Raw genomic sequence first — 25554 nt, 5'->3', positions numbered from 1 at the left:
AACTTACCTTCCCAACGGCTTTCATATCAGAGCCGGTGGCATTGACAACCGCCGTTGCGCCGCTACGCACGCTTGCCAGGTCTTTCGGTGTGACTGCGACATCGACCCAGACGCGCGCGAGGTCGGTTAGTACGAAAACATTGGTGTTTTCCTGCACCGCTTCGCCCCGCGTGATGTGCTTTTCAACGACGACAGCGTCGAACGGCGCACGCAACTCGNGTCTTTCGGTGTGACTGCGACATCGACCCAGACGCGCGAGAGGTCGGTTAGTACGAAAACATTGGTGTTTTCCTGCACCGCTTCGCCCCGCGTGATGTGCTTTTCAACGACGACAGCGTCGAACGGCGCACGCAACTCGTACCGGTTCAATGCGCCGCCTCCGGCGCCCACTTCAAGAGCTGCCAATTTCGAGCGCGCTGCCTGCAAGGTAAGCTCGGCCTCGCGAAGTGCCTGTTCGGCCTGCTGAAAGTCCTGCTGGGCAGAGATACGGTCCTCCCACAGTTTCTTTTCCCGCTCATAGATGGTTTTGGCCAGGCCGAGCCTTACCTGTGCCGCGCTCGCGGCGCTACGCAGGTCAGCCAGCTCCGGGCTTGAAATGACGGCTAGCACCTGGCCCTTCTTGACCGTTTGCCCCAGCTGCGCCGGCACTGATTCGGCGACGCCGCCCAGGCGCGGCACTACGTGAGCTGTCAGATCGTCGTTGACACGGACTTCGCCAGGCAGTTTGACAATGTTCTCGATCGTGGCCGCACCGGCAACGGCGGTCGTAATTCCGGCCTTTTCTGCCTGCATGACCGGCAGCTTGACCACTCCTTCGTCCTTGTGCTCATCCTCGGCGCGTTCGTCGCCTGCTCCACCGGCTTCTTTTGCGCCCTCCTTCTGACCGCTCTCGGCATGGCCATGGGCATCTTCGCCGGCGCTACCTTCAGCGCTTCCCTTGTTCCAGAACAGGATGGCCAGGGCCAGCACGACACCGACGGCCACGATTGCGGCAATGATTGGCAGATTTTTCTTACGATGATTTTGCAGGGGCGTCATTGCAGGTGTTCCTTGAAGATGGTGGTGCTATCGGCATTAGTAGCCGGTGCGATTCGTTCGATATCAGTTGCTGCTCGATACCGATCGGACAGAGCGCGCAGATACAAGCTGCGTGCCTGAATTAATGCGCGCTGGGTGTCAAGAACGTCGAGAAACCCGAATTTTCCGAGTTCAAAACCAGTCACGGCAGCGTCATAGGCTTGCTGCGCCGCTGGCAGCATCTCGGACTTGAGGCTGTCGATCTGANATGGTGGTGCTATCGGCATTAGTAGCCGGTGCGATTCGTTCGATATCAGTTGCTGCTCGATACCGATCGGACAGAGCGCGCAGATACAAGCTGCGTGCCTGAATTAATGCGCGCTGGGTGTCAAGAACGTCGAGAAACCCGAATTTTCCTAGTTCAAAACCAGTCACGGCAGCGTCATACGCTTGCTGCGCCGCTGGCAGCATCTCGGACTTGAGACTGTCGATCTGGAGCTGAGCGACCTCTGCACGCTGGTGAGCGTCCGCGATTTCCTCATACACCCGAAGCTGCTCGGCGCCTAATTCGTCGCGAGCCTGGTCGGCCCGTCTTAGTGCTGAAAGCATGTTCCCTTGGTTGCGATTGAAAAGTGGCAGCGGTACGGAGATACCAAAGACGGCTTCGCTCCCGCTGCGTTCACGATCCCGCTGGCTACCCACGGTCACCGTCACATCTGGTACCCGCGCCGAACGTTCCATGCCGACCAAAGCATCCTGCCGTTTGACTTGCGCTTCGGCCTGACGCAGTTGCGGCGACATGGTTAGCCGCTGCTCGAGCTCGTTCATCGTCGGTACGGCAGCGAACTCGACGGNTCGCTCCCGCTGCGTTCACGATCCCGCTGGCTACCCACGGTCACCGTCACGTCTGGTACCCGCGCCGAACGTTCCATGCCGACCAAAGCATCCTGACGTTTGACCTGCGCTTCGGCCTGACGCAGTTGCGGCGACACGGTTAGCCGCTGTTCGAGCTCGTTCATCGTTGGTACGGCAGCGAACTCGACGACTGGCATCTGGAGTGGCTGGGCAATCGCTCGCGAGCTGCCCATCAGTACCGCTAACTTGCGTTTGGCTGACTTCAGATCGGCTGTTGCTTGCGTGAGGTCAAGACGCACGGCCGACTCTGCAACACTCGCACGGGTTTGTTCTACTGGCGATATCTTGCCAGCAGCGACGCGCCGACTAGCGGCATTCGTCGCCCGGCTTGCGACCTCAATGGCCGACTCGGCCAGACCGACCCGCTCTTGCGCTGTCAAGGCCTCCAGATAGGCCGCCATAACGTCGGCACGCAACATCGCTCGTCGCACGTTCAATGCTTGGACGGCGAGCAGACGCTCTTGTTCGGCGACCGCGATGCGGGCGCTTCGTTTGCCGCCGAGCTCGATGAGCTGGGTAATCTGGGCGGTCTCGACCCTGGACCGACGGTCGGTTCCTTCAGTGGATAGAGCCAGCTCAGGATTGGGTATGACGCCTGCCTGAAGCCTGCCACCCTCGGCGATGCCGATCGCCTGTGATGCGGCTCGTAAGCCTGGGTTGCCTGCGTACGCAGCCTGCAACGCCTGCTGCAGGGTCAGCGGTAGTAGCGACGTATTCCCGGCGAGCGGCGTACTGTTTGGATCGCGCAAAATTTCCGTTTGCGCGTAAAGGGACGTCGACTGTGAAAACAGCAACAGCGCGCCCATGATCATCGATCTGGATTGCATAGATAACTCCGAAATTAAAAGAATCGAAAGCTATCCGGCGACAGCGAGCACACCGGCCGAGTGCACGGGCACACGGTCGGAAGGCTCGGGAATTACCTGGTAAAAGAAGGTATAGCCGCCGGAATTACACGGCGGCGGGCCACTGGGGGCGCTCGGGAGGGACTTGAATAATTGAGGCGTAATTGACGTTTGGACCAACCGGCGCGAAGTGCGCCATCGTCAGGTAGGGGGCCGTTTGAACGGCTGCGGGAGCGAGCACTGCGTGCGCGCACGAAGAACAATGCGAATGCTGCGCGATCTTCTTTGTCGACGACGGCTTACCGTCATCGGCGGCCACCACCTGATCGTGAGCGCCGGTCTTATGCTGATGATGTCCAAGGTGCTGCGCGGCTCGTCCGGTCTCATGCATGCAATAGGCGCTGATCGCACTCCAGGTGAACTGGAATGCGAGCATCATCAGCATGCAAATGAGAAAACGGCGCGTCATGCTCGCGAGTATAGCATCGGTGCGGTTATTCGTTGCTGCCACGCAGACGTACGCGTAGCAGACGCATGCCATTAAAGATAACCAGCAGGCTGGCGCCCATGTCCGCGAACACGGCCATCCACAAAGTGGCTGATCCTGCGATAGCGAGCACCAGGAACACGGCCTTGATCAGCAAGGCTGCAACGATGTTCTGCTTGAGGATGGCGGCTGCCTGCCTGCTCAGGCGAATGAACTGCGGGATCTTGCGCAAATCATCATCCATCAGCGCGACGTCGGCTGTTTCGATGGCGGTGTCGGTGCCCGCTGCGCCCATCGCAAACCCGATATCGGCCTTGGCCAGCGCCGGGGCATCGTTGATGCCATCCCCTACCATGCCGACGGTACCGAATTGCGCCACCTCGTCATTGATGGCAGAGAGCTTATCCTCGGGCAGCATGTTCCCGCGGGCGTCATCGATGCCAACCTGCCGTGCGATCGCTTTGGCCGTCACCGCATTGTCGCCGGTGAGCATGACCGTCCGGATTCCCAACCCATGAAGCTGGGCCACCGCTTCGCGACTGGTTTCACGAATGGTATCGGCCACGCCGATCACCAGCAGTGGCGACGTCTCATCGCAGAGGACAACCGCGGTCTTCCCTTCACCCTCCAGTGTCGACAGGACGCTTTCCGTCGCGGTATTGCAGATGCCGAGCTCCTCGACCAGGCGGTGATTGCCGAGGTAGTACCACTTCCCGTCGATCCGCCCTTTCGTGCCACGGCCGGTCAAGGCCTCGAACTCGGTCACGGATGCGACGAGCAGGTCCAGGCCCAAGTTTTGCCAGTGGCGGCTCACCGCGGTCGATACCGGATGGTCGGAACGGTCCGCGAGCGCGGCCGCGAGCTGCAGATGAGTCTGTGCATCGCCTTGCAGGGGCAACACGTCCGTCACTTCGGGGTTACCCTGGGTGATCGTGCCGGTCTTGTCCAGTGCGAGCGAGCGCAGCTTGCCGCCCTGCTCAAGGTAGACGCCGCCTTTGATGAGGATACCGGCCCGCGCCGCCGCAGCCAGGCCGCTGACGACGGTGACCGGGGTCGAGATCACCAGGGCGCAGGGGCACGCGATCACCAGCAGAACGAGTGACTTGTAGATCCATGGCATCCATTCGGCGCCCAGCATGAGCGGCGGCACCAGGGCGACGGCGAGCGCAATGGCGAACACGATGGGCGTGTAGATGCTGGAGAAGCGGTCGACGAAACGCTGCGTGGGCGCGCGGCTGCCCTGCGCGTCCTCGACCGCGCGGATGATGCGCGACAGGGTCGAGTTGCTGTGGCCGGCGGTGACACGGTATTCGAAAGAGCCCGTTTCATTGATCGTGCCGGCAAACACCTTGTCGCCGACCGTCTTTGGTACCGGCATGCTCTCGCCCGTGATCGGCGCCTGGTTGACTGACGACTGGCCAGTGGTCACTTCCCCGTCCAGGGCGATCCGCTCGCCGGGTGCGACACGGGCCAGGGCGCCGATCGCGACCGTGGTGGCGTCCTGTTCACTCCAGTTGCCGTCGTCAAGGCGCACGCTTACCCGCTCGGGTGTCAATGCCATCAGGCCCTGGATGGCGTTTCTCGCACGGTCGAGCGAGCGGGCCTCGATTATCTCGGCAAGCGCGAAAAGGACCATGACCATCGCCGCTTCGGGCCATTGCCCGATCAGTACTGCGCCGGTCACGGCGATTGACATCAGGGCATTGATATTCAAATTGCGGTTCTTGACCGCAATCCAGCCTTTCTTGTACACCCCCAAGCCCGTCGTCGCGATCGCAAGCAGCGATAGCAGGATGACTGGCCACCAGTTTTCATCGCCCGTCGTCCATGCGACGACCTCGGCACCGACTGCTGCGGCCAAGCCCAGAGCAAGGACTGAATACTGCCGCTTTCGGGAGACCGATGGGACCGCAGCGGCTCGTCCTTGCCCAGCTGCAACGAGCACCGCCTGCATACCGATGGACGTCAGTGCATCCAGGATCGCCATTGCAGGCCCACTATGCCTGACGACCAAGCGACGCTGGACGAGATTGAAGTCAAGCTGTTCGACCTGCGGCATGCCGGACAGCTTGCTACGGATGAGCGTCTCCTCGGTGGGGCAATCCATGTTCTCGATGCGGAAAACAGTGCCGGCTGCTGACCCGCTTTGCTCCTCGGTCTGTTCAATCACCGGGTCCATGCCGACCGCGCGTACTGCTGCAAGGATCGCCTGTGGATCGCCGAGGCTGTGCTCCACCCGCAAGCGGCGCTGGACAAGATTGAACTCGAGCTTTCCGACGCCTGCAACGCGTCCGAGCGCTTGCCGCAGCAGTCCCTCTTCTGTCGGGCAGTCCATCTGGTCGATGCGAATGAGAAGAGAATGATCCAAGGCTGCAGATGAGGCACCCGCGGTCTCGATCGGTGCAGATTTTTCGCAACATGATTTTGTCTGGCATTCCGACATGACGACTCCTCGAGAACTGTGTATAGTTCACATTGAACACCCTGTAGCGGGTACGGGGTCAAGCATTAAGTTAACGCACCGGGATTTTTCTTGAAAATCGGCGAATTGGCAGACCGGTCAGGCTGCTTGGTTGAAACCATCCGCTACTATGAGCGCATCGGATTGCTCGCTCCGCCTGAAAGGTCGGCAAACAATTATCGAGCTTATAACGAGCTTCACGCTGAGCGCTTGCTGTTCATTCGGCATTGCCGCGCCTTGGACATGACACTCGATGAGATCCGGACGCTGCTCGATTTTCGCGAGGCGCCCGGAAAAAATTGCGAGAGCGTCAACGCGTTGCTCGACAAGCACATCGGGCACATCGTCGACCGTATAGCAAACCTGTCAGTACTAGAAGCGCAGCTCAGAGACCTCAGGAGCCGTTGCATCGCCACCGACAGCACAAATCCATGTGAAATCCTGCAGGCGCTCGGCGCTGCGGACGTTTGCGACGAGCCAGTAAGGCTTGGGCGCCATTGACTAGCCCTGGACTTTCCGCGCCATCACTGCATTGCTGAACCAGCGAACAGCCGGAACAATGCGCTTGACCTTCAAGTAGCTTGAAGGTGTTTAATATCAGATTCTCGAACCTGAAGACAAGTATCCCGATATGACGTACCCCATTTGGCGTCGGCTAATCGCCTTCGTAATGTTCTGCTGCTGCGTGATCGGTACGACACACGCTAATCCCACATCATCGGAAGCGGAAGTCCGCCAGCTCTGGCAGTTGCTCGATTATGTCGCCGTCGATTACGCCGGCGCGGTCCAGAACGGAGCGATTGTCAGCGAACTCGAATACGGCGAAATGCAGGAGTTCTCGACGCGCGCGCAGAACCAGGTGACGGCATTGCCTCCGCATCCTTTGCATGCAGAACTTGCAGCTGCCACCACCAAGCTGAAGCAGGCGGTCGAGCGCAAGGAAGCGCCGCAACAGGTTTCCCTGCTTGCGCGAGAGGCAAACCGTTTGCTGCTGCAGGCCTACCCCTTCCCTGTTGCGCCGCGCGCCTTGCCCGATTTGGCCAGCGGTGCGGCGCTGTACCAGGCGCAATGCGCTTCATGCCATGGAGCGGCCGGCGCCGGCGATGGGCCACTCGCGGCCAAGCTCGAACCTAAACCAATCGCATTTACCGATGAGGAAAGAGCCCGTTCCCGCTCTCTCATGGCCCTATATCAGGTCATCAGCCAGGGTGTCGAGGGCACATCGATGCCGGCCTTTGCAGGCTTGTCCGAGCATGACCGCTGGTCTCTGGCATTCTATGTCGGTAGCCTGGCGTTCAAGGGCACGGACATCGCAGCCGGAGAGTCTGCATTCGCCAAGAGCAGCTCCGCGTCTGCCACGATTCCCGACATGAACACGCTCGTGACGGCAACCGAAGAAGAACTGGCGAAGGCAGGCTCACCGTCGACCGCGCGGGCGGTTCTGGCCTATGCACGTACCCACCCCGGGGTGGTATGGGAGCAGCAAGAACGCAAGGGCATCGTTCTTGCGCGCAAGCTGCTGCAGGACAGTCTGGATGCCTTGAAAAATAACCAGCGGTCGAAGGCTACCGAACTTGCTTTATCGGCCTACCTGGACGGTTTCGAGCCGCTCGAGGCGAGGCTCGATGCGACGGACCGCCAGCTCCTGGTGGACGTGGAGCGAACGATGCAGCTGTACCGGGGCGCGGTTGCACAAGGCAATGTGTTGCGTGCGACCGAATACGCCTCTCAACTCGACGCGTATTTCGTACGTGTCGAGGAGCTTACCGGCGCGAACAAGACCGACGCGACGACGGTGTTCGTGGGCGCGTTGACTATTCTCCTGCGCGAAGGTGTCGAAGCCCTGTTGATCGTGATTGCGATGGTTGCGTTCCTCCGCAAAGCGGAGCGTCCACAGGCCTTGCGCTACGTGCACGCCGGCTGGATCTCGGCCCTGGCAGCAGGCGCCTTGACATGGGTGGTGGCCACTTATGTGGTCAGCATCAGCGGTGCAAGTCGTGAAGTGACTGAGGGCCTCTCGTCGCTCTTCGCCGCCGCAGTGCTGCTGTCAGTCGGCCTATGGATGCACCAGAAAGGCCAGGCCGGACAATGGCAAGCATACCTGAAGCAGCATTTGACAGCGGCGATGGAAAAACGCTCCGCATGGGCCTTGTTTGCTTTGGCATTCATCGCGGTATACCGGGAAGTCTTCGAAACGGTTTTGTTCTACTCGGCGCTCGGCGCCGACGGCAACGGCCCTGCGCTGTTGGCAGGATTCGTTACAGGCCTGGTCCTGCTGTCGATAATTGCTGTCATTTTCCTGCGTACCAGTGCACGCATGCCGATCGGTAAATTCTTCTCGTTCAGCTCCGTGCTGGTGGCCGCCCTGGCAGTTGTCCTGGTCGGAAAAGGAATCGCAGGGCTGCAAGAAGCCGGATGGCTGACGGCCACACCGGTCACGGGACCGCGGATGCCGGTCCTCGGCCTCTACCCGACGATAGAGACTTATGCGGCGCAACTGGCCCTGCTCCTGGCGGCTGGTCTTGGCTTCGGCTTCAATCTGATGAAGGTCCGCAAATAGTTATTGAATGGCTCGCAGCAGGCGTCGCGGCTGATGCCTGCCGGGTAATCATCACCTTATCGCCGAAAGGTAAACAACTTGAACCGCGAAAGCCTGGAACGGAATCAGATTCCAGTCTATGTTGTAAGTGCCGCCTTGGCCGTGCTCGGGGGGATCCTTGCGCCTGATGCTGCGGCCAGGCTTGATCTGTTGGTGACACCTGCCATTGCGGTCCTGATGTATGCGATGTTTCTGCAGATTCCCTTTCTCGAGCTAAGGCAGGGGTTGGGTAATCGAGCGTTCATATCTGCAGTTTTGGTCGCCAATTTTGTGCTGATACCGCTTCTGGTATGGGTCTTGACGCGTGGACTGAGCGATCGTCCTGCGCTGTTAATCGGCGCGCTCCTGGTTCTGCTGACGCCATGTATTGACTACGTCGTCGTATTCACTCATCTCGGGAAAGGCGATTCGCGCCTGACCCTGGCCGCCACGCCAATCCTGCTCCTGCTTCAGCTGCTCCTACTGCCCATCTACCTCAGCGTAATAACTGGCGGCGAATCTGGCGTCGTCATCGCTGTCGCGCCGTTTGTCGACGCATTCCTGCTGCTGATCGTGGCTCCGCTGTTGCTTGCGGTGGCTACTGCCGGACTCGCGAAGCGATCGTCCATCGTCGAGAAATGGAATATCGGATGGGCCTGGCTCCCGGTCCCAGCCATGGCCGCAGTGCTGGTGGTCGTCATCGGTTCGCAGATCGGAGCGATCATCAGGGAGATCGAGCAATTGGTGCCGGTCATTCCGGTTTATATTGGCTTCATGGTGCTTGCCCCACTGGTAGGAGCTTTCACGTCGCGCATGTTCAAACTGCCGGTAGCAGCGGCTCGCGCCGTGACCTTCAGCGCGTCGACGCGCAATTCTCTGGTAGTGCTGCCGCTCGCGCTCGCGTTACCCGACGATTTGCGTGGAATTGCGGCGGCGGCTGTGATCACACAAACCCTGGTCGAACTGGGCAGTGAACTGGTCTATGTGCGTGCAATTCCTGCCCTGGTCAAGTGAGCTGTACTGTCAATAGTGGACACGTCCGTATCAAGCAGCCAGCTGCCATCTGCTGATCTTTTCGGCAAACAATGCTGGCGATAGATAGCCGAGACGCGAATGGCGCCGCTGGCGGTTCCAGAGGATCTTGATGTATTTCGTAATTGCCGGTTCAGCGTCGGCCCTGGTCGCATACCACTGGCGATGGATCAATCCGCCCTTCAGGCGTCGCCAGACGCGCTCCATGCGTGCGTTGTCATGGCAGTTTACTGCAAGTGCTCGGCAACCCTAATCCAAGCTTCTTACCTGGCTCGTGTTTGATATGTGCGCGCTCGCTTTGGTAACTGACGTATTCTGTGTTCATCCAAGCGCGTCCGGTAGAGAAAAGCGCTGGGCGCGTTCTTCCTGCAATCTTTTGGAGATCCGATGTCGGATATTGGCAAGGACAGCGATGACGAATCAGGTCTGGACGGTTCCAACGAGCGTGATCGTGGCATTTTATGGAAGGTCTTGCTAATCAATCTGGGCCAGTGTTTGGCCGGGGTGACTGTCGGAATATGGGCATCTTCAACTGCCGTGGTTGGCGCTGGCCTTGACAACCTGGGTGACGCTGCAGTCTATGGCGTCAGTCTGTACGCGGTCGGTAGATCCAGCACAATCAAGAAGCGTGCGGCGCAATTATCTGGCTGGCTCCTCATTGGTTTCGCCTGCCTATTGTTGGTTGAAGTTGTCCGTCGTTTTCTTGGCGGTGAGGCACCGCTGGGACCAGCCATGATGGCCATGGCTGCAACAAATGCTCTACTGAATATCTATTGCATTCGCCTGCTGAAGCAGCATCGCGGCCAGGACATCAATTTCAAGGCCTCGACTATATTCACGAATAACGATTCGCTTGTGAACGGCGCAATCGTGCTTTCGGGCGCGTTAGTAATGTGGACAAATTCAAACCTTCCTGATCTGCTGCTTGGAACAGTGGTTTCGTTCATTGCTGGGAAGGGAGGTTATGAAATCCTCTCAGAGGCAAAAGGACATCAGTCGTGATACGAGGTATTCCATTCGAACCCTGCACGCGCAACAGAGATACATCCAGTGTGGTATACGACTAAGCTGACGGAAAGCGCCTTATGGCGGCTGGCCGTCGTAACATGATCGAAATCGCGGGCGGAAACGCAGTTGTTGAACCAAGTGCGAAGCAGGCACTGGTATTTGCTAACCTGAGTTCTCTGTCTGGTCGGAGCATTACTGGCAACGCAAATCAGAGAGGTCTGACGCGGAACTCCGGACATTCTCATCAGGCAGGTATTTCCCTTCCCTCAGGTGATCAGATTTGTACATTACCAATCAAAAAACGGCTGGACAGCAACGCCGGTATGCGTGAGAGGCTCATCCGCAAATCCTGCTGAGGTACGCTGTACCTTACGCTGGTGCTGAGAAACACAACGGCAACTTTCATCAGTTCGACGGTGATCCACTCGCCAGGGCAACGGTGACCATCGAGATATTCCCCCCCTCCCTGTGGAATGAAGCTGAAAGGGCTACGCTTCCATTGACGAAAACGTTCGGGCATGAATGTATGGGGCTCGTCCCAAAGCCTCGGATCGTGATTCGTCCCATACAAGTCGAGCAGGACCCTTTCTCCTTTCGGAAAACGATAGCCCTTCGATTCGAACTCCCGCCGCGTGCGCGCAGCTACCACCGGGAAAAACGGATAAAACCTGCGGACTTCTTCAACGAAATAATCGAGGTAGTGCGCTTCGGCAGCCAGCAAACGCTCACCGCATTGCGGGTGCTGATGCAAAGCCATGGCCGCGAACATGATATACCAGGCGACCGCGACCGTTGGCCTTGCAACGTTGATGAGTTCCACCGCCACAGTTCGCTTGTCGAGCAATTACCCAGACAAATCGCGATGCCATGAGATCGCATATAGTGCGCAGTCTTCATCCACCGTTAGCCGGTGATGACGCACATCTTCTACCAGACCCTCGATCCAGCGCTCAGCGCGGTTTCGCGCCCATCTTCCACGCCAGTGTCTTGGACCGATCGCCGCGCCAGCATCGATCATCGCTACGAAGTCATCCGTTCTACTCCTGACTTCGGACTCAACCAGCGGGATTCCTGTCCAGGCACAGACGGCCCGGCACAAGCTTTCACACGCTTGGTCGAATAAAACCACCTGGAAGCGGCGCTCCCAATTTGCCGCGGACCTGTGCCATTGCGCGGCACTGAGCTCCGCCAGTTCCGCAATACGCTCGGCGCTCATCAAGGAGAGAAACATTTCCTTTCGGCACCGATGGGAATTACCGTCCAGTCCTTGCACGCCTCCTCGGCCAAACAGTGTTTCCTGGAGTCTCGATGGAGCAACACCGGTGCGTTTGAACCTCTCATTGTCATAAAATAGTCTGGCCAATTCTTCGCCGCGCATACAAACCGTCGATTGAAGCATCAGTCGTGGGCGAAACAGGTAGGTCCCCAGGCGCGTACAACGTTTAGTAATGAAAAGATAGCCGTCCCGGGCGAACGAAAGAGTACTGTCTGGAACACCATCTCGCGGTATCTCATGCATGAGCGTCTCCGTCAAATTGAGCCGTCTTCATACTGCCCGAGCACGTAGTTAAGCGGCGCTTGTTTCAGCACTGCTCATATCAATAGCGTCGCACGTGGGGTACGTGCCCCCGGCTTGTATTCGCCCGGTAGATTGCATATCAGGCTTCACACTAGCTCGAAACCGCGGGCGGCTTCGAACTAGTGATAGCGCCCTACCAGAACGCCAAATGGCGAAGCTTAGTTGGCGTACATTGGACTTTCCTCAACATAGATTGTTACGTTCGTTGCGTTTGGAAGGATGTTCGCCAAGGAGATCGGCGACAGGCCGAGCGTATCGAAGGTCCAGGTAAGGTTTCTTGGACCGTCTACAATACGGACAGTCTCGAGTCGCTTGACGTGAATCGATCTGGTCTTGCCTTCCACTATTGTGATAACGCGGTCAGGCGCTGCATTGGAGGAGTAGCCGAACGGTGCTGCTCTACCAGTCTTCGCTTCTGCGGCGCTCTCTGAGGGCATGCCCCCCTCATTGGCCCGCGAGTCGAGTGGAATGAACATGCACGCGAGAAGTACCGCGGATAAGAAGTTGATGTGAGTTTTCATTGAATTTTCCTGTTGAATGTTTGATTTTTCAAGCGCACTGACTCTCGACGTGGCCGATTGTGGGCCGCCATGGTCGGGAGTAAGTCAGTTGCGGCTGCATTATTTGTAGAGACGGATGGGGTCGTGCAGTGCTTGTGCACGATTACCCATCAAGCGCAGGCGGTAGTTGCCGGCTTCGATGATCAGTGCCATTTCGGCCGAATCGGGCCGTCCAGTATTGGAGACTGGTAATTTAGCTGATTGAGTCTGCCGGGATAGGAGCGCGACAGCCCTGACCATTCGATCACGGAAGAATCGCTGCCGAGGGGCTGCAAGTCGCATGCCGATACACAAGTTGCGCTGCAGCCAGCTTCGAGCTGCACGTCTATCGGATTTGCAGCCCCGGTTACGTCGGATACCGCTGCGATGGCCGACGCGTCGTCGGAAATCACGCACCATCCTGCCGCCCAGCCAGTCTGTAAGGGCAAAAGCGCGAACAATATGATCAGAAACAGGCGCTTCATGGAGTCCTTGACTGCTCGGTTACGGAAGAGAACACTGGAGTATGGCAAATTTTACAACGCCCGCCGGGCAGAAACATGGGTCTCGAATTGTTGTAGATCTGATTATGTTTGTTCTGTATGGGCTGGATCGTCGCCCTGTTCAGACCGCCCCGCGCGACTGGCCATGCTTCGGGTGGCAGTGCGCGTCCAGGGGGCGATGACTATCGGGTCTTGTCGGATACCGGAGGTGCTGCACGGCCACCGAACAGCGCGTGCAAAACGATGAGCGTGGCGCCGACCGTGATCCCGATATCGGCGATGTTGAAAGCTGGCCAGTGATGCGCTCCTGCATGCACATCGATCCAGTCAACGACGCCCATCCGCGCAGTTCGGTCAACGAGATTGCCAACCGCTCCGCCAAGGATCATCGCCAGAGCGATCCTTTCCGCGGAGCCTGTTTCAGGTTTCCGGATCATCCGGACGATCAGGATCGACGCGAGTACGGCTACAACAATGAAAAGGTAGCGTTGCCATCCGCCGGCCGTGGCCAGAAGACCGAACGCCGCTCCCTGGTTGATCACATGGACGATGTTCAACAAGGGTAACAACTCGATCTGCTGGCCGTAGGCCAGATGTTCCACGATTGCGGCCTTGGTGACCAGGTCGGCAAGTGCGATAAGCCCGGCGACCAACACGGCAGCGAGCGGTGAAAAGGGTTTGGCCACTATCGGTTCCTATACAGTTGACGGTCAGATGTTCAGCGCACGCTTGTCGACAGCGAGCGACGCTTCCCTGATTGCTTCATACAATGTCGGGTGCGCGTGGCAGATCCGGGCAATGTCCTCCGAAGACGCCGAAAACTCGAGCGCCATTGCCGCTTCACCGATCATTTCCGACGCGAGCGAGCTGACGATATGCACGCCCAGCACAAGGTCCGACTCGGCATCGGCTAGGACCTTGACAAACCCCTGTGCGTCGCCGTGGCCGAGTGCGCGCCCGTTGGCCGAGAAAGGGAACTGTCCCGACTTGAATGCGCGGCCTTCGCGTGCCAGTTCCTGCTCCGTCTTGCCAACCCACGCGGCTTCGGGACTCGTGTAGATGATGAAGGGGATGGCGGCGTAATTCACCTGCCCGGATTGCCCTGCGACGATCTCGGCGACCATGATTCCCTCTTCCTCGGCCTTGTGCGCAAGCATTGGCCCGCGCACGACGTCACCGATGGCAAACAGGTTCGGCAATATCGTGCGGCAGTGTTCATCGACCGGCACATAGCCGCGCTGGTCAAGCTCCAGGCCAATTGCCTCGATTCCCAACCCATCCGTATTGGGCACGCGCCCGATCGCCACGATCACCTTGTCGCAAGCGAGCTCCTTGGCGGCGCCAGCACGGTCGCGATACGAAATCTGCACCCCGCCGCCGCTGAGCGCGATGCTGTCGATGCTCACGCCAAGGTCGAATTTCAGCCCTTGGCCAGACATCAGCTTGAGCATTTCCTTGGACACGGCGGTGTCGCAGCCGGGCAGGAAGTCCGGCATGGCGTCGAGCAGGGTGACATCCGCACCCAGGCGCCGCCACACTGAGCCTAGCTCGAGACCGATCACGCCGGCGCCAACCACACACAGGCGTTTCGGCACCTCGCGGAAATCGAGCGCTCCGGCGTTGTCGCAGATGATTGCATTGTCGATCCGGGTGCCTGGCAGCTGGCGCGGCTTCGACCCGGTGGCGATGATCACGTTACCCGCGCTGATCTCCTGCACGGAATTTTCGGCCGAGACTTCCAGGGAATATACCCCGTCCTGCATCCCGACGAAGCGCGCGCGCGCCTTGATAAAGTCGACCTTGTTCTTCTTGAACAGGTATTCGATCCCTTTGGCCATTTTCGAGACCACCCCGTCCTTCCGATCGATCATCTTGTCGACCTCGATCGCCGCGCCGCCAGTGGTGATACCGTGCTCGGCGGTGTGGTGGACGACCTGTTCGTACAGGTGGCTCGACGCAAGCAATGCCTTGGATGGAATGCATCCCACGTTCAGGCAGGTTCCTCCGGGGCGCGCCTGGCCGTCGGGTGCGGCGTAAGGATTCGATTCAATGCAGGCCACGGACAAGCCGAGTTGTCCGGCGCGGATTGCGGCGATGTACCCGCCTGAACCCGCGCCAACGATGACCAGGTCGTATTGCGCTTTCATGTGATTCCTTCCAATGTTCGAGTCCTTGCGTTCACTCTACTGGACTGTTCAAATTCCCTCCGCCACGTTCTCGGGCGGACGGGCGAAGCGCTGGTAAAGCGTCGGCAGCACGAACAGCGTCAGGATCGTAGCGGAGATCAGGCCTCCGATCACAACGGTGGCCAACGGCCGCTGCACCTCGGCGCCGGCGCCGGTTGCCAATGCCATCGGGACGAAGCCCAGCGATGCGACCAGTGCCGTCATCAAGACGGGGCGCAGGCGCCGCAGCGCACCTTCGCGCACCGCTTGTGCCCACGGAAGCTGTTTCGCCACGTCGTCGATCGAGCCCACCATTACCAGCCCGTTGAGGACAGCGACGCCGGACAGTGCGATGAATCCAACGGCCGCCGAGATCGAAAACGGCATGCCACGCAGCCAGAGTGCGGCGATACCCCCGATCAGGGCGAGAGGCACGCCCGTAAACACGACCGCGGCCGAACGCCAAGACCCAACAGCCGAGTACAGCAACGCGATGATGAGCGCGAAGCAGGCTGGTACCACGACTGCCAAACGCATCCGCGCACGCTCGAGGTTCTCGAATTGCCCGCCCCAGGTAATCCATGCACCGGCGGGCACCCGTACGTCCGCGTTGATGCTTGCGCGCGCTTCGCTGACCACGCTGGCGATGTCACGTCCGCGCACGTTGGCCTGTACCACGACGCGACGCTTGCCGTTCTCGCGACTGATCTGGTTCGGTCCCTTGGCCGTCTCCAGCGCGGCCACCGACCCCAGCGGCACGAAACTGCCGCTTGGCGTCAGCACTGGCAACTGGCGCAAGGCTTCCACATCGTTCCTGCTGGTCTCACCCAGTTTCACCACCACGTCGAAGCGCCTGTCGCCTTCATAGATGGAACCAGCCTCCCGGCCCGCGATGGCTGCCGCCAGTGTGTCGTGCACGTCCTGAGCGGATAATCCAACCCGCGCCATGGCGTCGCGGTCCAGCCGCACATCGAGCAGCGGAAGCCCCTGCACCTGCTCTACCCGGACGTCCTCCGCGCCCTCGACCGCACGCAGTTTTTCGGCAACCTGCTCGGCGGTGCGGATCATGGCGTTGAAATCGTCGCCGTAGACCTTGACGGCAATGTCGCCCCGTACGCCGGCCAGCAGTTCGTTGAAGCGCATCTGGATCGGCTGGGTCAGCTCGTAGTTCTGGCCCGGGATGCCTGCAACCGCCTTCTCGATCTTCTCAACCAGCTCGGCCTTGCTCATCCCGGGTTCCGGCCATTCCGAACGGTCTTTAACGATGACAAAGGTGTCCGTGATATTCGGCGGCATAGGGTCGGCGGCCAGTTCAGCCGTACCTGTTCGGGAGAAGACCAGCTTTACCTCGGGCAGCTTGCCGACCGCCTTCTCGACAGCGAACTGCATCGCCTGGCTCTGGTCCAGGGAGGTTCCGGGAATGCGGGCGACCTGCAGCAACACGTCTTTCTCGTCGAGGGTCGGGAGAAATTCCTGGCCCAGCGTTGTAAACAGACCCAGCGCGCCCGCAAAACCGACGGTCGCTAGTACGCCGGTCAGCTTGGGCTTCGCGAGTGCACGGTCCAGCCAAGGTGCATAGGACGTGGATACGGCTTTGACCAGTCGGTTTTCCTTTTCATTGACATGGCGCGAAAGCCATAGCGCGATCGCCGCCGGCACAAAGGTAAGAGAAAGAATGAAAGCGAATACCAGGGCCAGAATCACCGTTACCGCCATCGGTGCGAACATCCGGCCTTCCACCCCCTGGAACGTCAACAGGGGGACATAGACGAGAATGATGATCGCCTGGCCATAGACGCTTGGCCTGATCATTTCGCGCGCGGCGGCCGCAACGGTATCAAGGCGCTCCGCTTTGGTAAGAGTTTTGCCAGTCGCATGCTGGTGTTCGGCGATGCGGCGCAGCGCGTTCTCTACGATGATCACGGCGCCATCGACAATCAGGCCGAAGTCCAGCGCGCCCAGGCTCATCAAATTTGCCGAGAGTCCCGCCTCGAGCATGCCCGCCGAGGTCAGGAGCATGGTGACCGGAATAACGGCTGCGGCGATCAGCGCCGCGCGCAGGTTTCCGAGTAGCGCGAACAGGACGGCGATCACCAGAAGCGCGCCTTCGGTCAGATTGGTTGCCACGGTCTTGATGGTGGCATCGACCAGCCGAGTGCGGTCGAGGACTGGCCGGATGAGCAAGTCGGGCGGCAAGGAATGTGCGATTTCCTTGAGTCGGACATCGACGGCGGCGGCAACGGTCCGGCTGTTCTCGCCAATGCGCATCACGGCCGTACCGACGACGACCTCTTGGCCGCCTTCGGACGCCGAGCCGAAACGCACCTCCTGCCCCAGGCCGACGCTAGCGACGTGCGACACCAGCACTGGCGTGCCGTTACGGGTGGTGATGACGGTCTTTGCCAGTTCTTCGGATGAGGTGATGCGCGCATCGGCCTTGACGGTGAGGGCCTCTCCGTTCTGGACGACGACGCCGGCGCCGGCGCTCGTGTTATTGCGCTCCAATGCCTCGCCCAGCATCGTCAGGCTGATGCCCAGGGCCGCTAGTCGTTGCGGATCCGGCGTGACCACATACTGCTTGACGTAGCCCCCGATGACGTCGACGCCCGCCAGCCCTTCGGTATTCTTGAGCTGCGGTGCGACGATCCAGTCCTGCACCGTGCGCAGGTAGGTAGCCTTCTCAACAGCGCCGCGCAGCACTTCCCGTTCCGGGGTGATATAGCTTCCGTCCGCCTGCAAGCCGGCCGACGTACCGACTTTCTGGGCCGGCTTGGAGGCGTACTCCACCGTCCACATGTAGACGTCGCCAAGCCCGGTCGCGATCGGACCCAGGCTCGCAGTAGCACCCGGGGGCAAGTTGCGCTCGACGGCGCGCAGCCGCTCCGCTATCTGCTGGCGAGCAAAATAGATATCCGTGCCGTCCTTGAAGACCGTCGTGACCTGTGCAAATCCATGCCTGGTCAACGAGCGCGTGGATTCCAGTCCGGGAATGCCGGCAAACGCCGTCTCGATCGGATAGGTGACCTGTCGTTCGACGTCGGCCGGCGCGAGCGCCGGTGCGACGACGTTGATCTGCACCTGCGTGTTGGTGATATCCGGTACCGCGTCGATCGGCAGGCGCGTCAGTGCGAATGCGCCGAGGATCGACAGCAGGATGGTGGCGATGAGGACGTGCCACCGCCGCGCAACGGAAAAGTTGACGATGCGAGCAATCATGGTTGGGTATCCTTCAGGAGCCGTTGAACGAGGAAATCAGTCATCGTCCCCTGCCTCTCCCTTGCCATGCTCCGCCTTCAGCAGATAAGTATTGCTGACCGCAATCTGTTCCTTGCCGTCGAGGCCGGACACCACCTTGACGTAGCCGGCCGCGTTACCGCCGAGGACGACGCGCTTGATCGCGAACCCTTCTTTCTCCCGGACGAACACGCTCGGCTTGTCCTCCACCGTCTGCACGGCGGTCCGTGGAATGGCCAGCTGGGTGCCGCCGGTACCGCCCTCGAGCGCGATCGATGCCCTGACCGTCTCGCCGATGCGCCAGCTTCCCTCCCCGTTCGACAGCCGTGCAATGGCGCGTACCTGGCGGGTGGCGGGATCGAGGACGCGCGATACGTGGGTGATGCGGCCTGCGCCGGTGCGGCCATCAATCGACACGTCCACCGCAGTGCCGACGGTGACGCGGGCGGCGTCGTTCGGCGACAGCGAAAGCTCGACGGCCAGTTCGTTGAGGTCGGCCACTTCGAACAGATGTGCGTCCGGCGCGACGATGTCGCCCAGGGCGATCTGCCGCGCCGTGACGTTGCCCTTGATCGGGGAGCGCAGCATCAGCCGGTTAAGCTGCCCTCCGCCCGTTCCCCCGGCGGCGGCGAGTTGTTGCTCGGCCAGGCGAAGGCGGGTGCGTGCTTCTTGCGCGGCATTGCGCGCAATTTCGAATTCCTGTCGCGAGGTGACTTTTTCGCCAAACAGACGTTCTTCGCGCGCGAACGTGGCTTGCGAGAGCTCGTACTGCCGCTTGGCGATTTCAACGTCGGCCCTGAGCTGGGCTACGTCACGGCTTTCGATTACAGCCAGCACGTCGCCCCGAGCGACCGGGTCGCCCAGGTTGCGCCGGACCTCGACAACCCGGCCGCCAACGGCGCTCGAGACGACGGCTGCATGCTTCGGGTCTGCCGCGATGACTGCAGGCGCCTCGACCGCCCCAGCGAAGGACTGTCGAACCGGCATGATCTCGATACCCGCGGCTTTGATTTGCTGGTCCGATAGCGATACAAAATCTTCCTTGGCTTCGGCTTCGCCTTCTCTCTCCGCAGCTTCGCCCCGCTCGCCGGCTTCGCCGCTCTTCTCGGCCTTCTCGGCTTTCTCGCCTGAGGCGGTCGCCGTTTTTTCACCCTGTTCGGCCGCTACTTTAGGGGCTGTTTCTGGCTTGGGGGAGCATGCGCTCAACAGGATCATCGCGGCGCACAGGCCCGATCGGAATACCGCTTGCATGGGTCAATCCTTATAAATTGGAGAGTTGGAACCTTGGAGCCGAGCCAGACGTGCCCGGGCAGTATGGAGTGCTGCGAGCGCGTCGACCGAGCTTTCGCGGGTTTCGGCCAAAGAGCGCTCGGCCTCGATCAATTCGAGTTGCGGGAATTTTCCTTCGGCGTATCCGATCCTCGCGATGCGCGCCGCTTCTTCTGCGGCGGCGAGCGCGGGGCCATTGGCGGCCCGTGCGGCCGCCAATGCGTCGGCCACCTCGGCTTCCGCCTGCGCGCTGGATTGCTCGAATTGCAGTGCGACGCCGCGGCGCGCGGCGGAAGCCCGATCGAATTCCGCCCGCGAGCGCGCCAGCGCGGCCGTGCCCTGATTGAACAATGGCAGTGGGACCGACAGGCCGAGCACAGCGGCCTTGTCGGACGATTCGCCGTAACGGCGCATGCCTGCGGTCAGCGTTACGTCCGGTATCCGGTCGCGCCTGGCCGCATCGACGCGAGCTTCCGCAGCGGCCACCTCGGCCTCTGCTGTTGCGATCGCCAACCCCTGCCCTGCTGCCGGCGTCATCTCGCTGCGTTCTATTTGCTCGAACCACGTGGACGCGATCGTGAGCGGCATCGCCGTGCCTGTCAGCCGTGCGACCGTTTTCTGGGCCAGTTCGGCGGCGCGTAGTGCTTTGCCCAGACGAACCTCCGTATTGATTCGCAGCACGTCCGCCCTTTGCTCCTCTATTGGAGATGCTTTTCCGACGCGCACCCGTTCGCGTGCTGCATGGTGAGCACGCGCAGCCAGTTCATGACCAGCTTTTGCGATCGCGACATAGCGCTCGTTGGCAGCAAGGGTAACGAACGCCTCGGTAATCAGAAATGTCAGCTCCGCTTCCGCGGAGCGCGCCCCAATACCGGCGGCGGCCCGTTCAGCCTGGGCCACGCGCATCCTCGCGCCGCGTTTACCACCGAGCTCCAAGGGCATTGACAGCGCGACCGTCTTTTCTCCCCCACCGAAACCGGAGTAGCGTCCCGATCCCAAGACATTTTCAGCCTCAAGGGAAAGTGTCGGGTTCGGTCGAAGTCCAGACTGGCGTACATTGGCATCGGCGATGCGCAAGGCTGCGTCAGCGCCCTGCAATTGCGGCGCGTGGAGTCTAGCCCGTGCGACGGCCTCGGCAAGCGTCAGTGGAGTGCCCTCAGCAAAGGCAGAGCCTGCGGCCATACACATGACCAACAGGGTCGTGGCGACAGAAGCATTGATCTTGATGCGCATGATTGGATTTGCTTGACGGATTAATAAATGAGCTTTATAAACCTTGAAGCCACTTTAATGTCAAGCATATGTCACGCACATTTACGATAGGACAGCTGTCCGCTGCGGCGCAGATGCCCCCAGCGACGATTCGCTATTACGAGAAAATTGGGTTGCTCGACTCTCCATCCCGCTCCGGCAGCAACTACCGGCTGTACGGGAGCGAGGATGTAGCCCGCCTGAGCTTTGTTCGCCGTGCACGGGAGATCGGGTTCACGGTCGACCAAGTTCGAAGCCTGTTGGCCTTCTCCGACCAGCGAGACGGCGACTGCTGCGCCGTGACAGCGCTGACAGAACAACACCTTGCCGAGGTCGAGCAAAAGATCAGAGACCTCAACTTATTGAAAGAACATCTTTCCCGTCTGCTGGTTTCATGCCGGGGCGGTCGATTTGCCGATTGCGGCATCATTGATGCCCTCGCGCCGGCGGGACAAGCCGGGTAGCTCACTCAGCGTGGTGCCAATCACAGGTCCTGAGCACACTTGACCTTGAAGCTGGTTGAAGGTTTACCCTCCAATAACCAGCCATCAAAAAACTCACTTTCATGACACAAAATCAGACCACGCCTTCTAGCGGCCTTGAAACCGAGCTGTTCGTCTCCAAAATGGACTGTCCGTCTGAAGAAAACTTGATTCGGATGGCTTTGGACAAAGTCGACGGCATCGATCATATCGCCTTCGACCTAAATACCCGAACCGTCAGAGTGCTCCACCGTGGGAGCGCAGATATCCTTTTCGACGTCCTTCAACCATTGCGACTGGGGGTGGAGCTTCGCAGCTCACGTCCGGCTGAGCCACGCTCTACCGTACAACGCACGATCAGCACGCTCGCAATACCGAAGATGGACTGCCCGTCTGAGGAGAACATGATCCGCATGGCGGTAGCTGATGTCGAAAGCATACATTCGCTCAACTTCGATCTCTCGGCAAGGCAGCTCCACGTAGCACACTCGGGAAACATCGATCCTATATTGTCGAAGCTGACACGATTAGACTTGGGCGCCCACCTGATCAGTTCCCGTCCAGACCTGTCCCAATCGACTAGCGGCTCCGATAAAGCTGGAGACGCGTCAGAGGCGAAGACGTTGCGGCTGCTGCTGGCTATAAATGCTGTGATGTTCGTGGTCGAACTCACATGGGGGTTAATCGCAGAATCCGCAGGATTAGTAGCCGATTCGCTCGACATGTTCGCCGATGCAGCAGTCTATGGTTTAGCGTTATACGCTGTTGGGCGCGCGGCTGCGCTAAAAACTCGTGCGGCCCACGTGGCTGGGTGGCTTCAACTCGTGCTCGCACTAGGTGCGCTGAGTGAAGTGGTTCGACGTTTCTTCTTTGGCAGTGAACCCGAATCTGTTTTGATGATGAGTGTCGGAACCGTAGCCCTCATTGCTAACGCTGCCTGCCTGATTTTGATCGCCAAGAAACGTGATCGGGGTGCGCATATGAAGGCAAGTTATATATTTTCCGCCAACGACGTTATCGCCAATCTCGGCGTGATCGCTGCTGGAGTGTTGGTTACCTGGACTGGTTCGCCTTACCCCGATCTTGTTGTGGGCACCATCATCGCCGTCATCGTGCTCACTGGTGCGCGCCGGATCCTTAAACTGAGGTAGCGGTAAAGCGTTTTTGTTGCATGAATGGCTGACCGGTAGGTGGCGAGCTGCCACCACCGGTCATGGAAGCTACTTTATTATCCGGTTTCACCCACCTATGGCATCAGGGAGACAGACTAAGCCGAAGTCCATCAACAGCTGGGAAGGCGACCTTACCAATAATATAGTCACCATTACTTCCGTCGAACTTCACATCAACATGACTCATTGTCGCGGTTTCTCTTCTGAAGTCGCCAACTCTTTTCCTCCCATCCCGCACAGCGACTAGCCACCAATAGAACGCTGCATACTCAGCGATAAACTGCGCCCGCCAACATATCCTTACCCGCTGTGCAAACTCGTTCCCATAAGGGAATCCCACATTCCAGTCCTGGAAATCTGCTTGGTCTGGCGATGCATGCATCACACTAAAATAGGTCTCGTAGCTATTTCTGAGCATGATGAAGGCTAATAATTTCATGTTGCAGCCGCTCGGAGAATTCAGAAGGTCTTTGATGGATTCGGCTCGATGACGAACATAGTCCTCATCGTCGAACGGTTCCGATTCTGCGATTACGCGAAGTAACCGTCGTAGCGTTGCACGATAAACCTTTATTGCAAGACTAAGTTTTTCAGTTTTCCAACGCTTCGGAAAAAGGACGCTTTTCATAGGGTCGCATCGTTCAAGAGCGATTTTCCAAGTCAAGACCACGAGTTGGGGAACTTCGCGTGTCGTGAAAGGTAGCGTTGCCGGCGGGGGGACTTGGTGAATAACCCACTGTAGCCATGTAGTTTCAGGCCTCAACCACGGCGAGAAATGATATGCCCGTGAAGACAAAAATGATTCCAGCTGATTGCGTACTGCTGTCGACTCCTCCCACCAATGATCAAGACTTTCAAAAGCTCGCGCGTATTCCCTTTTGCTTTGCTGTATCTCCAACCGAGCATCCACGCTCAATCCAACGCCTGAGATGGGACCGTTGCAGTGCGGGCAGACGTATGGCCTGCTTAGGATCTCTTGATGAAATCCATAAGTGGGCAAATGCTTGCCGCACGAGTAACAAGTATCGCGCAGTGCTGCTCCATCTAGCGGGCAGTGGGAGAGGAACTTCGATTGATGCCAGAAGCTATGATAAAGATGCCCTAGACATAGGGGACAATAGCGAAACGCAGTATTCCACCATATAGACCTATGTTTTTCAGATGATGATCCGAATACCTCTTTTTCACTCGGCTCATCAATCCACCAGCTGCTGTGGCTGAACACGTCCGGGTCGAAACCACGCTTATAGGAAAAAGTGGCATGCTCTTTCTGATAGCCCGCACCGTGCGTGCAATGGGTAAGCAGTTCTTTTACTCCGAGGCCGTTACGCCATGCGAATCGCCATATTGAGGAGACCATCGATTCTTCCGGCAAGGGAACCAAATCGAGCGCGGCGTTGGAAGGAAACTCTCTAACGGCGTTATCGTAAATCTTCATCGCGGTCTCCCTTGTGCCCGCTTGGCCTCACCTTTCATTTCGGCAATTGAGTCCGCCAAAAGTGCAAAGTCAACAGCGTCGTCCCAAGCTTCCGAGCTTGGAAAAACCCCCGGTGCGTCGCGATGGTGCTGGACCGTGAGATAGCGCCGTAGTGCCGTGAAGAATTGTCGGGCTGGAAAACCCACTTTGTGGACCGAATGCGGGGAACATTTTTTCACAGCGTCGAAAAACCTTGTGGTTTCGTTTTCCAGCCGAAATCCAGCGTCCCAGGCAGTCGGCATAAAGAACTGGGTCCAGGTCTGGGAAGTTTCAGCGGGCCAGACGGAACTATCATACTGAGCAAAAATTGACGCCACATCTTCCTTATACGAGAATGCTCGAAACGATTGACGGCGCCGTGCAAATCTAGAGATGAGGTCAGACTTGCCCATCTCCCGAAGGTGGCCAATAACGTCGGAAAAATCTGGGTCCTGTCCCATCATGATCGTTACCAACTGGACGCCTTCACGGTCCAGCTCGTTATAGATATCTTTCAGGAAGAGGAAATCTTCGAGACGCATGGCATTTGCTTCATCGATAAGGAGCACGACAAACGGTGACTGATATACTCGAGCCAGATCAATGAGGCGTCGCACAAGTCGGTGGCGCAGGTCGAAGGTCTCGCCACGAAGTTCCGGGTGACCTACCGCAGTAAGAAAATGTTTGAAGAATGCCCGGATCGATGAAACCTGCTGGTTCCAACTGTTATGCCGGATCACGACCAACTCGGGCATGCGGTCACGCAGTAGATGTTCGAGTAGTACAAGCGCGCGAGTCTTTCCTACACCGCTTTGCGCAGTGAAACAGCAACCGCTTTCGCGCACGAGCAGGATGTGGCGGACGATTTGGTAGAGTTCCTTGATTGGTTCGGTCAATAGGACAGTATTTCGATTAAATGCAGGATGGTCGATCGTCAGTAGGTTAGCGAATGCAGTCAATTTAATCTCCTAAATAAGTAGGACCAGTCTTGGGAGCTTCGAAATCGAAGAAGCTACCGGTCTTTGGCAAGATTGAAGGTGGGGAAGGTATCAGTGAGTCCCCTAGCGCCGCTTTATCACCGATGCGCTTTTGATCGGCCTGGACCTTGGAAAGGGAGAGCGCTTCCTTAGAAGCGCGCTTGGCGTTTCGAGCACGCTTGCTGCGTTCGCGCAGTTCGTCCGCCTTGCCATCGCACCAGCGTGCCGCCACTGACGTCGAATTCTCATGCAGGCGTTGCGACAGACCTGCCTGGTTCATAAGTGCACGGTTACGCCAGGAAATATGGTGTCCTTGCTTGTTCGCCGGGCCCTGCAGAGCGCCGAGCTGTTCGCCCGTCTCGAGTACGGTCGCATTTGCGACCTGGACATCGCGTCGATCGCAGTAGACGATGAGTTGCCGGTCGATGAGGTCGTAGGCGTTCGCAAGCGCGGCGTTTGTATATTTCCATCGCCCGAGAGTCACATGAGGCCGGATGTTATTCTTGCGGCTGCCGCAAACCTTAACAACTTCGACATGAGAAAGGGTAATCCCCCCACAAAAAGAGCGCGATCAGAAGTAGAAT

At 58.9% G+C, this 25554-nt stretch carries 25 protein-coding genes and 1 pseudogene; 6 read left to right on the top strand and 20 right to left on the bottom strand.

Features of this window, described 5'->3' with window-relative positions:
- From QPK27_RS25560 to QPK27_RS23940, 7 genes are all read right to left on the bottom strand, one after another.
- Window positions 1-214: HlyD family efflux transporter periplasmic adaptor subunit (locus QPK27_RS25560; RefSeq protein WP_374047109.1), on the bottom strand; the 214-nt coding region annotated here is incomplete at its 3' end.
- On the bottom strand, window positions 127-1038 hold the full coding sequence (locus QPK27_RS23965; protein WP_290420675.1) for an efflux RND transporter periplasmic adaptor subunit: 912 nt from the start codon (window positions 1036-1038) through the stop codon (window positions 127-129). The genes QPK27_RS23965 and QPK27_RS25560, both read right to left, overlap by 88 nt.
- Window positions 1035-1259: a TolC family protein gene (locus QPK27_RS23960; protein WP_290420674.1), complete on the bottom strand. Its 225-nt coding sequence runs from the start codon at window positions 1257-1259 to the stop codon at window positions 1035-1037. The genes QPK27_RS23965 and QPK27_RS23960 overlap by 4 nt, the downstream gene beginning before the upstream one ends.
- The gene (locus QPK27_RS23955; RefSeq protein WP_290420673.1) at window positions 1231-1845 is read right to left on the bottom strand and encodes a TolC family protein; all 615 of its coding nucleotides are present in this window, start codon (window positions 1843-1845) and stop codon (window positions 1231-1233) included. The genes QPK27_RS23960 and QPK27_RS23955 overlap by 29 nt, the downstream gene beginning before the upstream one ends.
- Window positions 1842-2759, bottom strand: a complete 918-nt coding sequence (locus QPK27_RS23950) for a TolC family protein (protein WP_290420672.1) — start codon at window positions 2757-2759, stop codon at window positions 1842-1844. The genes QPK27_RS23955 and QPK27_RS23950 overlap by 4 nt, the downstream gene beginning before the upstream one ends.
- A gap of 124 nt (window positions 2760-2883) precedes the next feature.
- On the bottom strand, window positions 2884-3246 hold the full coding sequence (locus tag QPK27_RS23945) for a hypothetical protein (RefSeq protein ID WP_290420671.1): 363 nt from the start codon (window positions 3244-3246) through the stop codon (window positions 2884-2886).
- Between the two features lie 25 nt (window positions 3247-3271).
- Entirely contained in the window at window positions 3272-5707 is a 2436-nt protein-coding gene (locus QPK27_RS23940; protein ID WP_290420670.1) for a heavy metal translocating P-type ATPase, read from the bottom strand.
- Between the two features lie 90 nt (window positions 5708-5797).
- Between QPK27_RS23940 and cadR the strand changes: the two genes are divergently transcribed.
- The 3 genes from cadR (at window position 5798) to QPK27_RS23925 (ending at window position 9317) form a co-directional block, all read left to right on the top strand.
- Window positions 5798-6226, top strand: coding sequence for a Cd(II)/Pb(II)-responsive transcriptional regulator (gene cadR, locus QPK27_RS23935; protein ID WP_290420669.1), 429 nt, complete (start codon window positions 5798-5800; stop codon window positions 6224-6226).
- A 130-nt stretch (window positions 6227-6356) separates the two neighbouring features.
- Entirely contained in the window at window positions 6357-8285 is a 1929-nt protein-coding gene (locus tag QPK27_RS23930; protein WP_290420668.1) for a cytochrome c/FTR1 family iron permease, read from the top strand.
- Between the two features lie 78 nt (window positions 8286-8363).
- Entirely contained in the window at window positions 8364-9317 is a 954-nt protein-coding gene (locus QPK27_RS23925) for an arsenic resistance protein (protein ID WP_290420667.1), read from the top strand.
- 30 nt (window positions 9318-9347) lie between these two features.
- On the opposite strand, the pseudogene QPK27_RS23920 reads toward QPK27_RS23925, so the two are convergent.
- Window positions 9348-9548, bottom strand: a pseudogene (locus QPK27_RS23920) (IS3 family transposase); the annotation flags it as partial.
- A gap of 174 nt (window positions 9549-9722) precedes the next feature.
- Between QPK27_RS23920 and QPK27_RS23915 the strand changes: the two are divergent.
- Window positions 9723-10337, top strand: a complete 615-nt coding sequence (locus tag QPK27_RS23915) for a cation transporter (RefSeq protein ID WP_184236247.1) — start codon at window positions 9723-9725, stop codon at window positions 10335-10337.
- 280 nt (window positions 10338-10617) lie between these two features.
- Here QPK27_RS23915 and QPK27_RS23910 read toward each other — a convergent pair whose 3' ends face one another.
- The 9 genes from QPK27_RS23910 to QPK27_RS23870 form a co-directional block, all read right to left on the bottom strand.
- Entirely contained in the window at window positions 10618-11163 is a 546-nt protein-coding gene (locus tag QPK27_RS23910; protein WP_290420666.1) for a cytochrome P450, read from the bottom strand.
- 24 nt (window positions 11164-11187) lie between these two features.
- Window positions 11188-11862, bottom strand: a complete 675-nt coding sequence (locus tag QPK27_RS23905; RefSeq protein WP_290420665.1) for a hypothetical protein — start codon at window positions 11860-11862, stop codon at window positions 11188-11190.
- 218 nt (window positions 11863-12080) lie between these two features.
- On the bottom strand, window positions 12081-12443 hold the full coding sequence (locus QPK27_RS23900; protein WP_109343484.1) for a CzcE family metal-binding protein: 363 nt from the start codon (window positions 12441-12443) through the stop codon (window positions 12081-12083).
- A 182-nt stretch (window positions 12444-12625) separates the two neighbouring features.
- Window positions 12626-12946, bottom strand: a complete 321-nt coding sequence (locus tag QPK27_RS23895; protein WP_162819332.1) for a hypothetical protein — start codon at window positions 12944-12946, stop codon at window positions 12626-12628.
- Between the two features lie 200 nt (window positions 12947-13146).
- Window positions 13147-13650 (bottom strand): signal peptidase II, encoded by a 504-nt coding sequence (lspA, locus tag QPK27_RS23890; protein WP_205289050.1) that lies wholly within the window; start codon window positions 13648-13650, stop codon window positions 13147-13149.
- Between the two features lie 24 nt (window positions 13651-13674).
- Complete coding sequence (lpdA, locus tag QPK27_RS23885; RefSeq protein ID WP_109343485.1) at window positions 13675-15111, bottom strand: dihydrolipoyl dehydrogenase; 1437 nt, start codon at window positions 15109-15111, stop codon at window positions 13675-13677.
- A gap of 48 nt (window positions 15112-15159) precedes the next feature.
- Window positions 15160-18345, bottom strand: a complete 3186-nt coding sequence (locus QPK27_RS23880) for an efflux RND transporter permease subunit (RefSeq protein ID WP_109343486.1) — start codon at window positions 18343-18345, stop codon at window positions 15160-15162.
- A 36-nt stretch (window positions 18346-18381) separates the two neighbouring features.
- The gene (locus QPK27_RS23875; protein ID WP_109343487.1) at window positions 18382-19614 is read right to left on the bottom strand and encodes an efflux RND transporter periplasmic adaptor subunit; all 1233 of its coding nucleotides are present in this window, start codon (window positions 19612-19614) and stop codon (window positions 18382-18384) included.
- A gap of 3 nt (window positions 19615-19617) precedes the next feature.
- Window positions 19618-20865: a TolC family protein gene (locus tag QPK27_RS23870; RefSeq protein ID WP_205289051.1), complete on the bottom strand. Its 1248-nt coding sequence runs from the start codon at window positions 20863-20865 to the stop codon at window positions 19618-19620.
- A 68-nt stretch (window positions 20866-20933) separates the two neighbouring features.
- Here QPK27_RS23870 and QPK27_RS23865 point away from each other — a divergent pair, with 68 nt between their 5' ends.
- A complete protein-coding gene (locus QPK27_RS23865; RefSeq protein ID WP_109343488.1) occupies window positions 20934-21347 on the top strand; it encodes a helix-turn-helix domain-containing protein in 414 nt (137 codons plus the stop codon).
- Window positions 21348-21448: 101 nt separating this feature from the next.
- Window positions 21449-22516 (top strand): cation transporter, encoded by a 1068-nt coding sequence (locus QPK27_RS23860; RefSeq protein ID WP_109343489.1) that lies wholly within the window; start codon window positions 21449-21451, stop codon window positions 22514-22516.
- Between the two features lie 103 nt (window positions 22517-22619).
- Here QPK27_RS23860 and QPK27_RS23855 read toward each other — a convergent pair whose 3' ends face one another.
- The 3 genes from QPK27_RS23855 to QPK27_RS23845 are packed head-to-tail and all read right to left on the bottom strand — an operon-like array spanning window position 22620 to window position 25454.
- On the bottom strand, window positions 22620-23975 hold the full coding sequence (locus tag QPK27_RS23855) for a TniQ family protein (RefSeq protein WP_109343490.1): 1356 nt from the start codon (window positions 23973-23975) through the stop codon (window positions 22620-22622).
- Window positions 23972-24952, bottom strand: a complete 981-nt coding sequence (locus tag QPK27_RS23850; protein ID WP_162819333.1) for an ATP-binding protein — start codon at window positions 24950-24952, stop codon at window positions 23972-23974. Before QPK27_RS23850 ends, QPK27_RS23855 begins: the two co-directional genes overlap by 4 nt.
- Window position 24953: 1 nt before the next feature.
- Window positions 24954-25454, bottom strand: a complete 501-nt coding sequence (locus tag QPK27_RS23845) for a hypothetical protein (protein ID WP_290420664.1) — start codon at window positions 25452-25454, stop codon at window positions 24954-24956.
- Between the last annotated feature and the right edge of the window lie 100 nt (window positions 25455-25554).

This window comes from Massilia sp. YIM B02443, assembly GCF_030411955.1.
In the GTDB taxonomy this organism is placed as follows: domain Bacteria; phylum Pseudomonadota; class Gammaproteobacteria; order Burkholderiales; family Burkholderiaceae_D; genus Telluria.
This window is presented reverse-complemented; position numbering and strand designations above follow the sequence as displayed.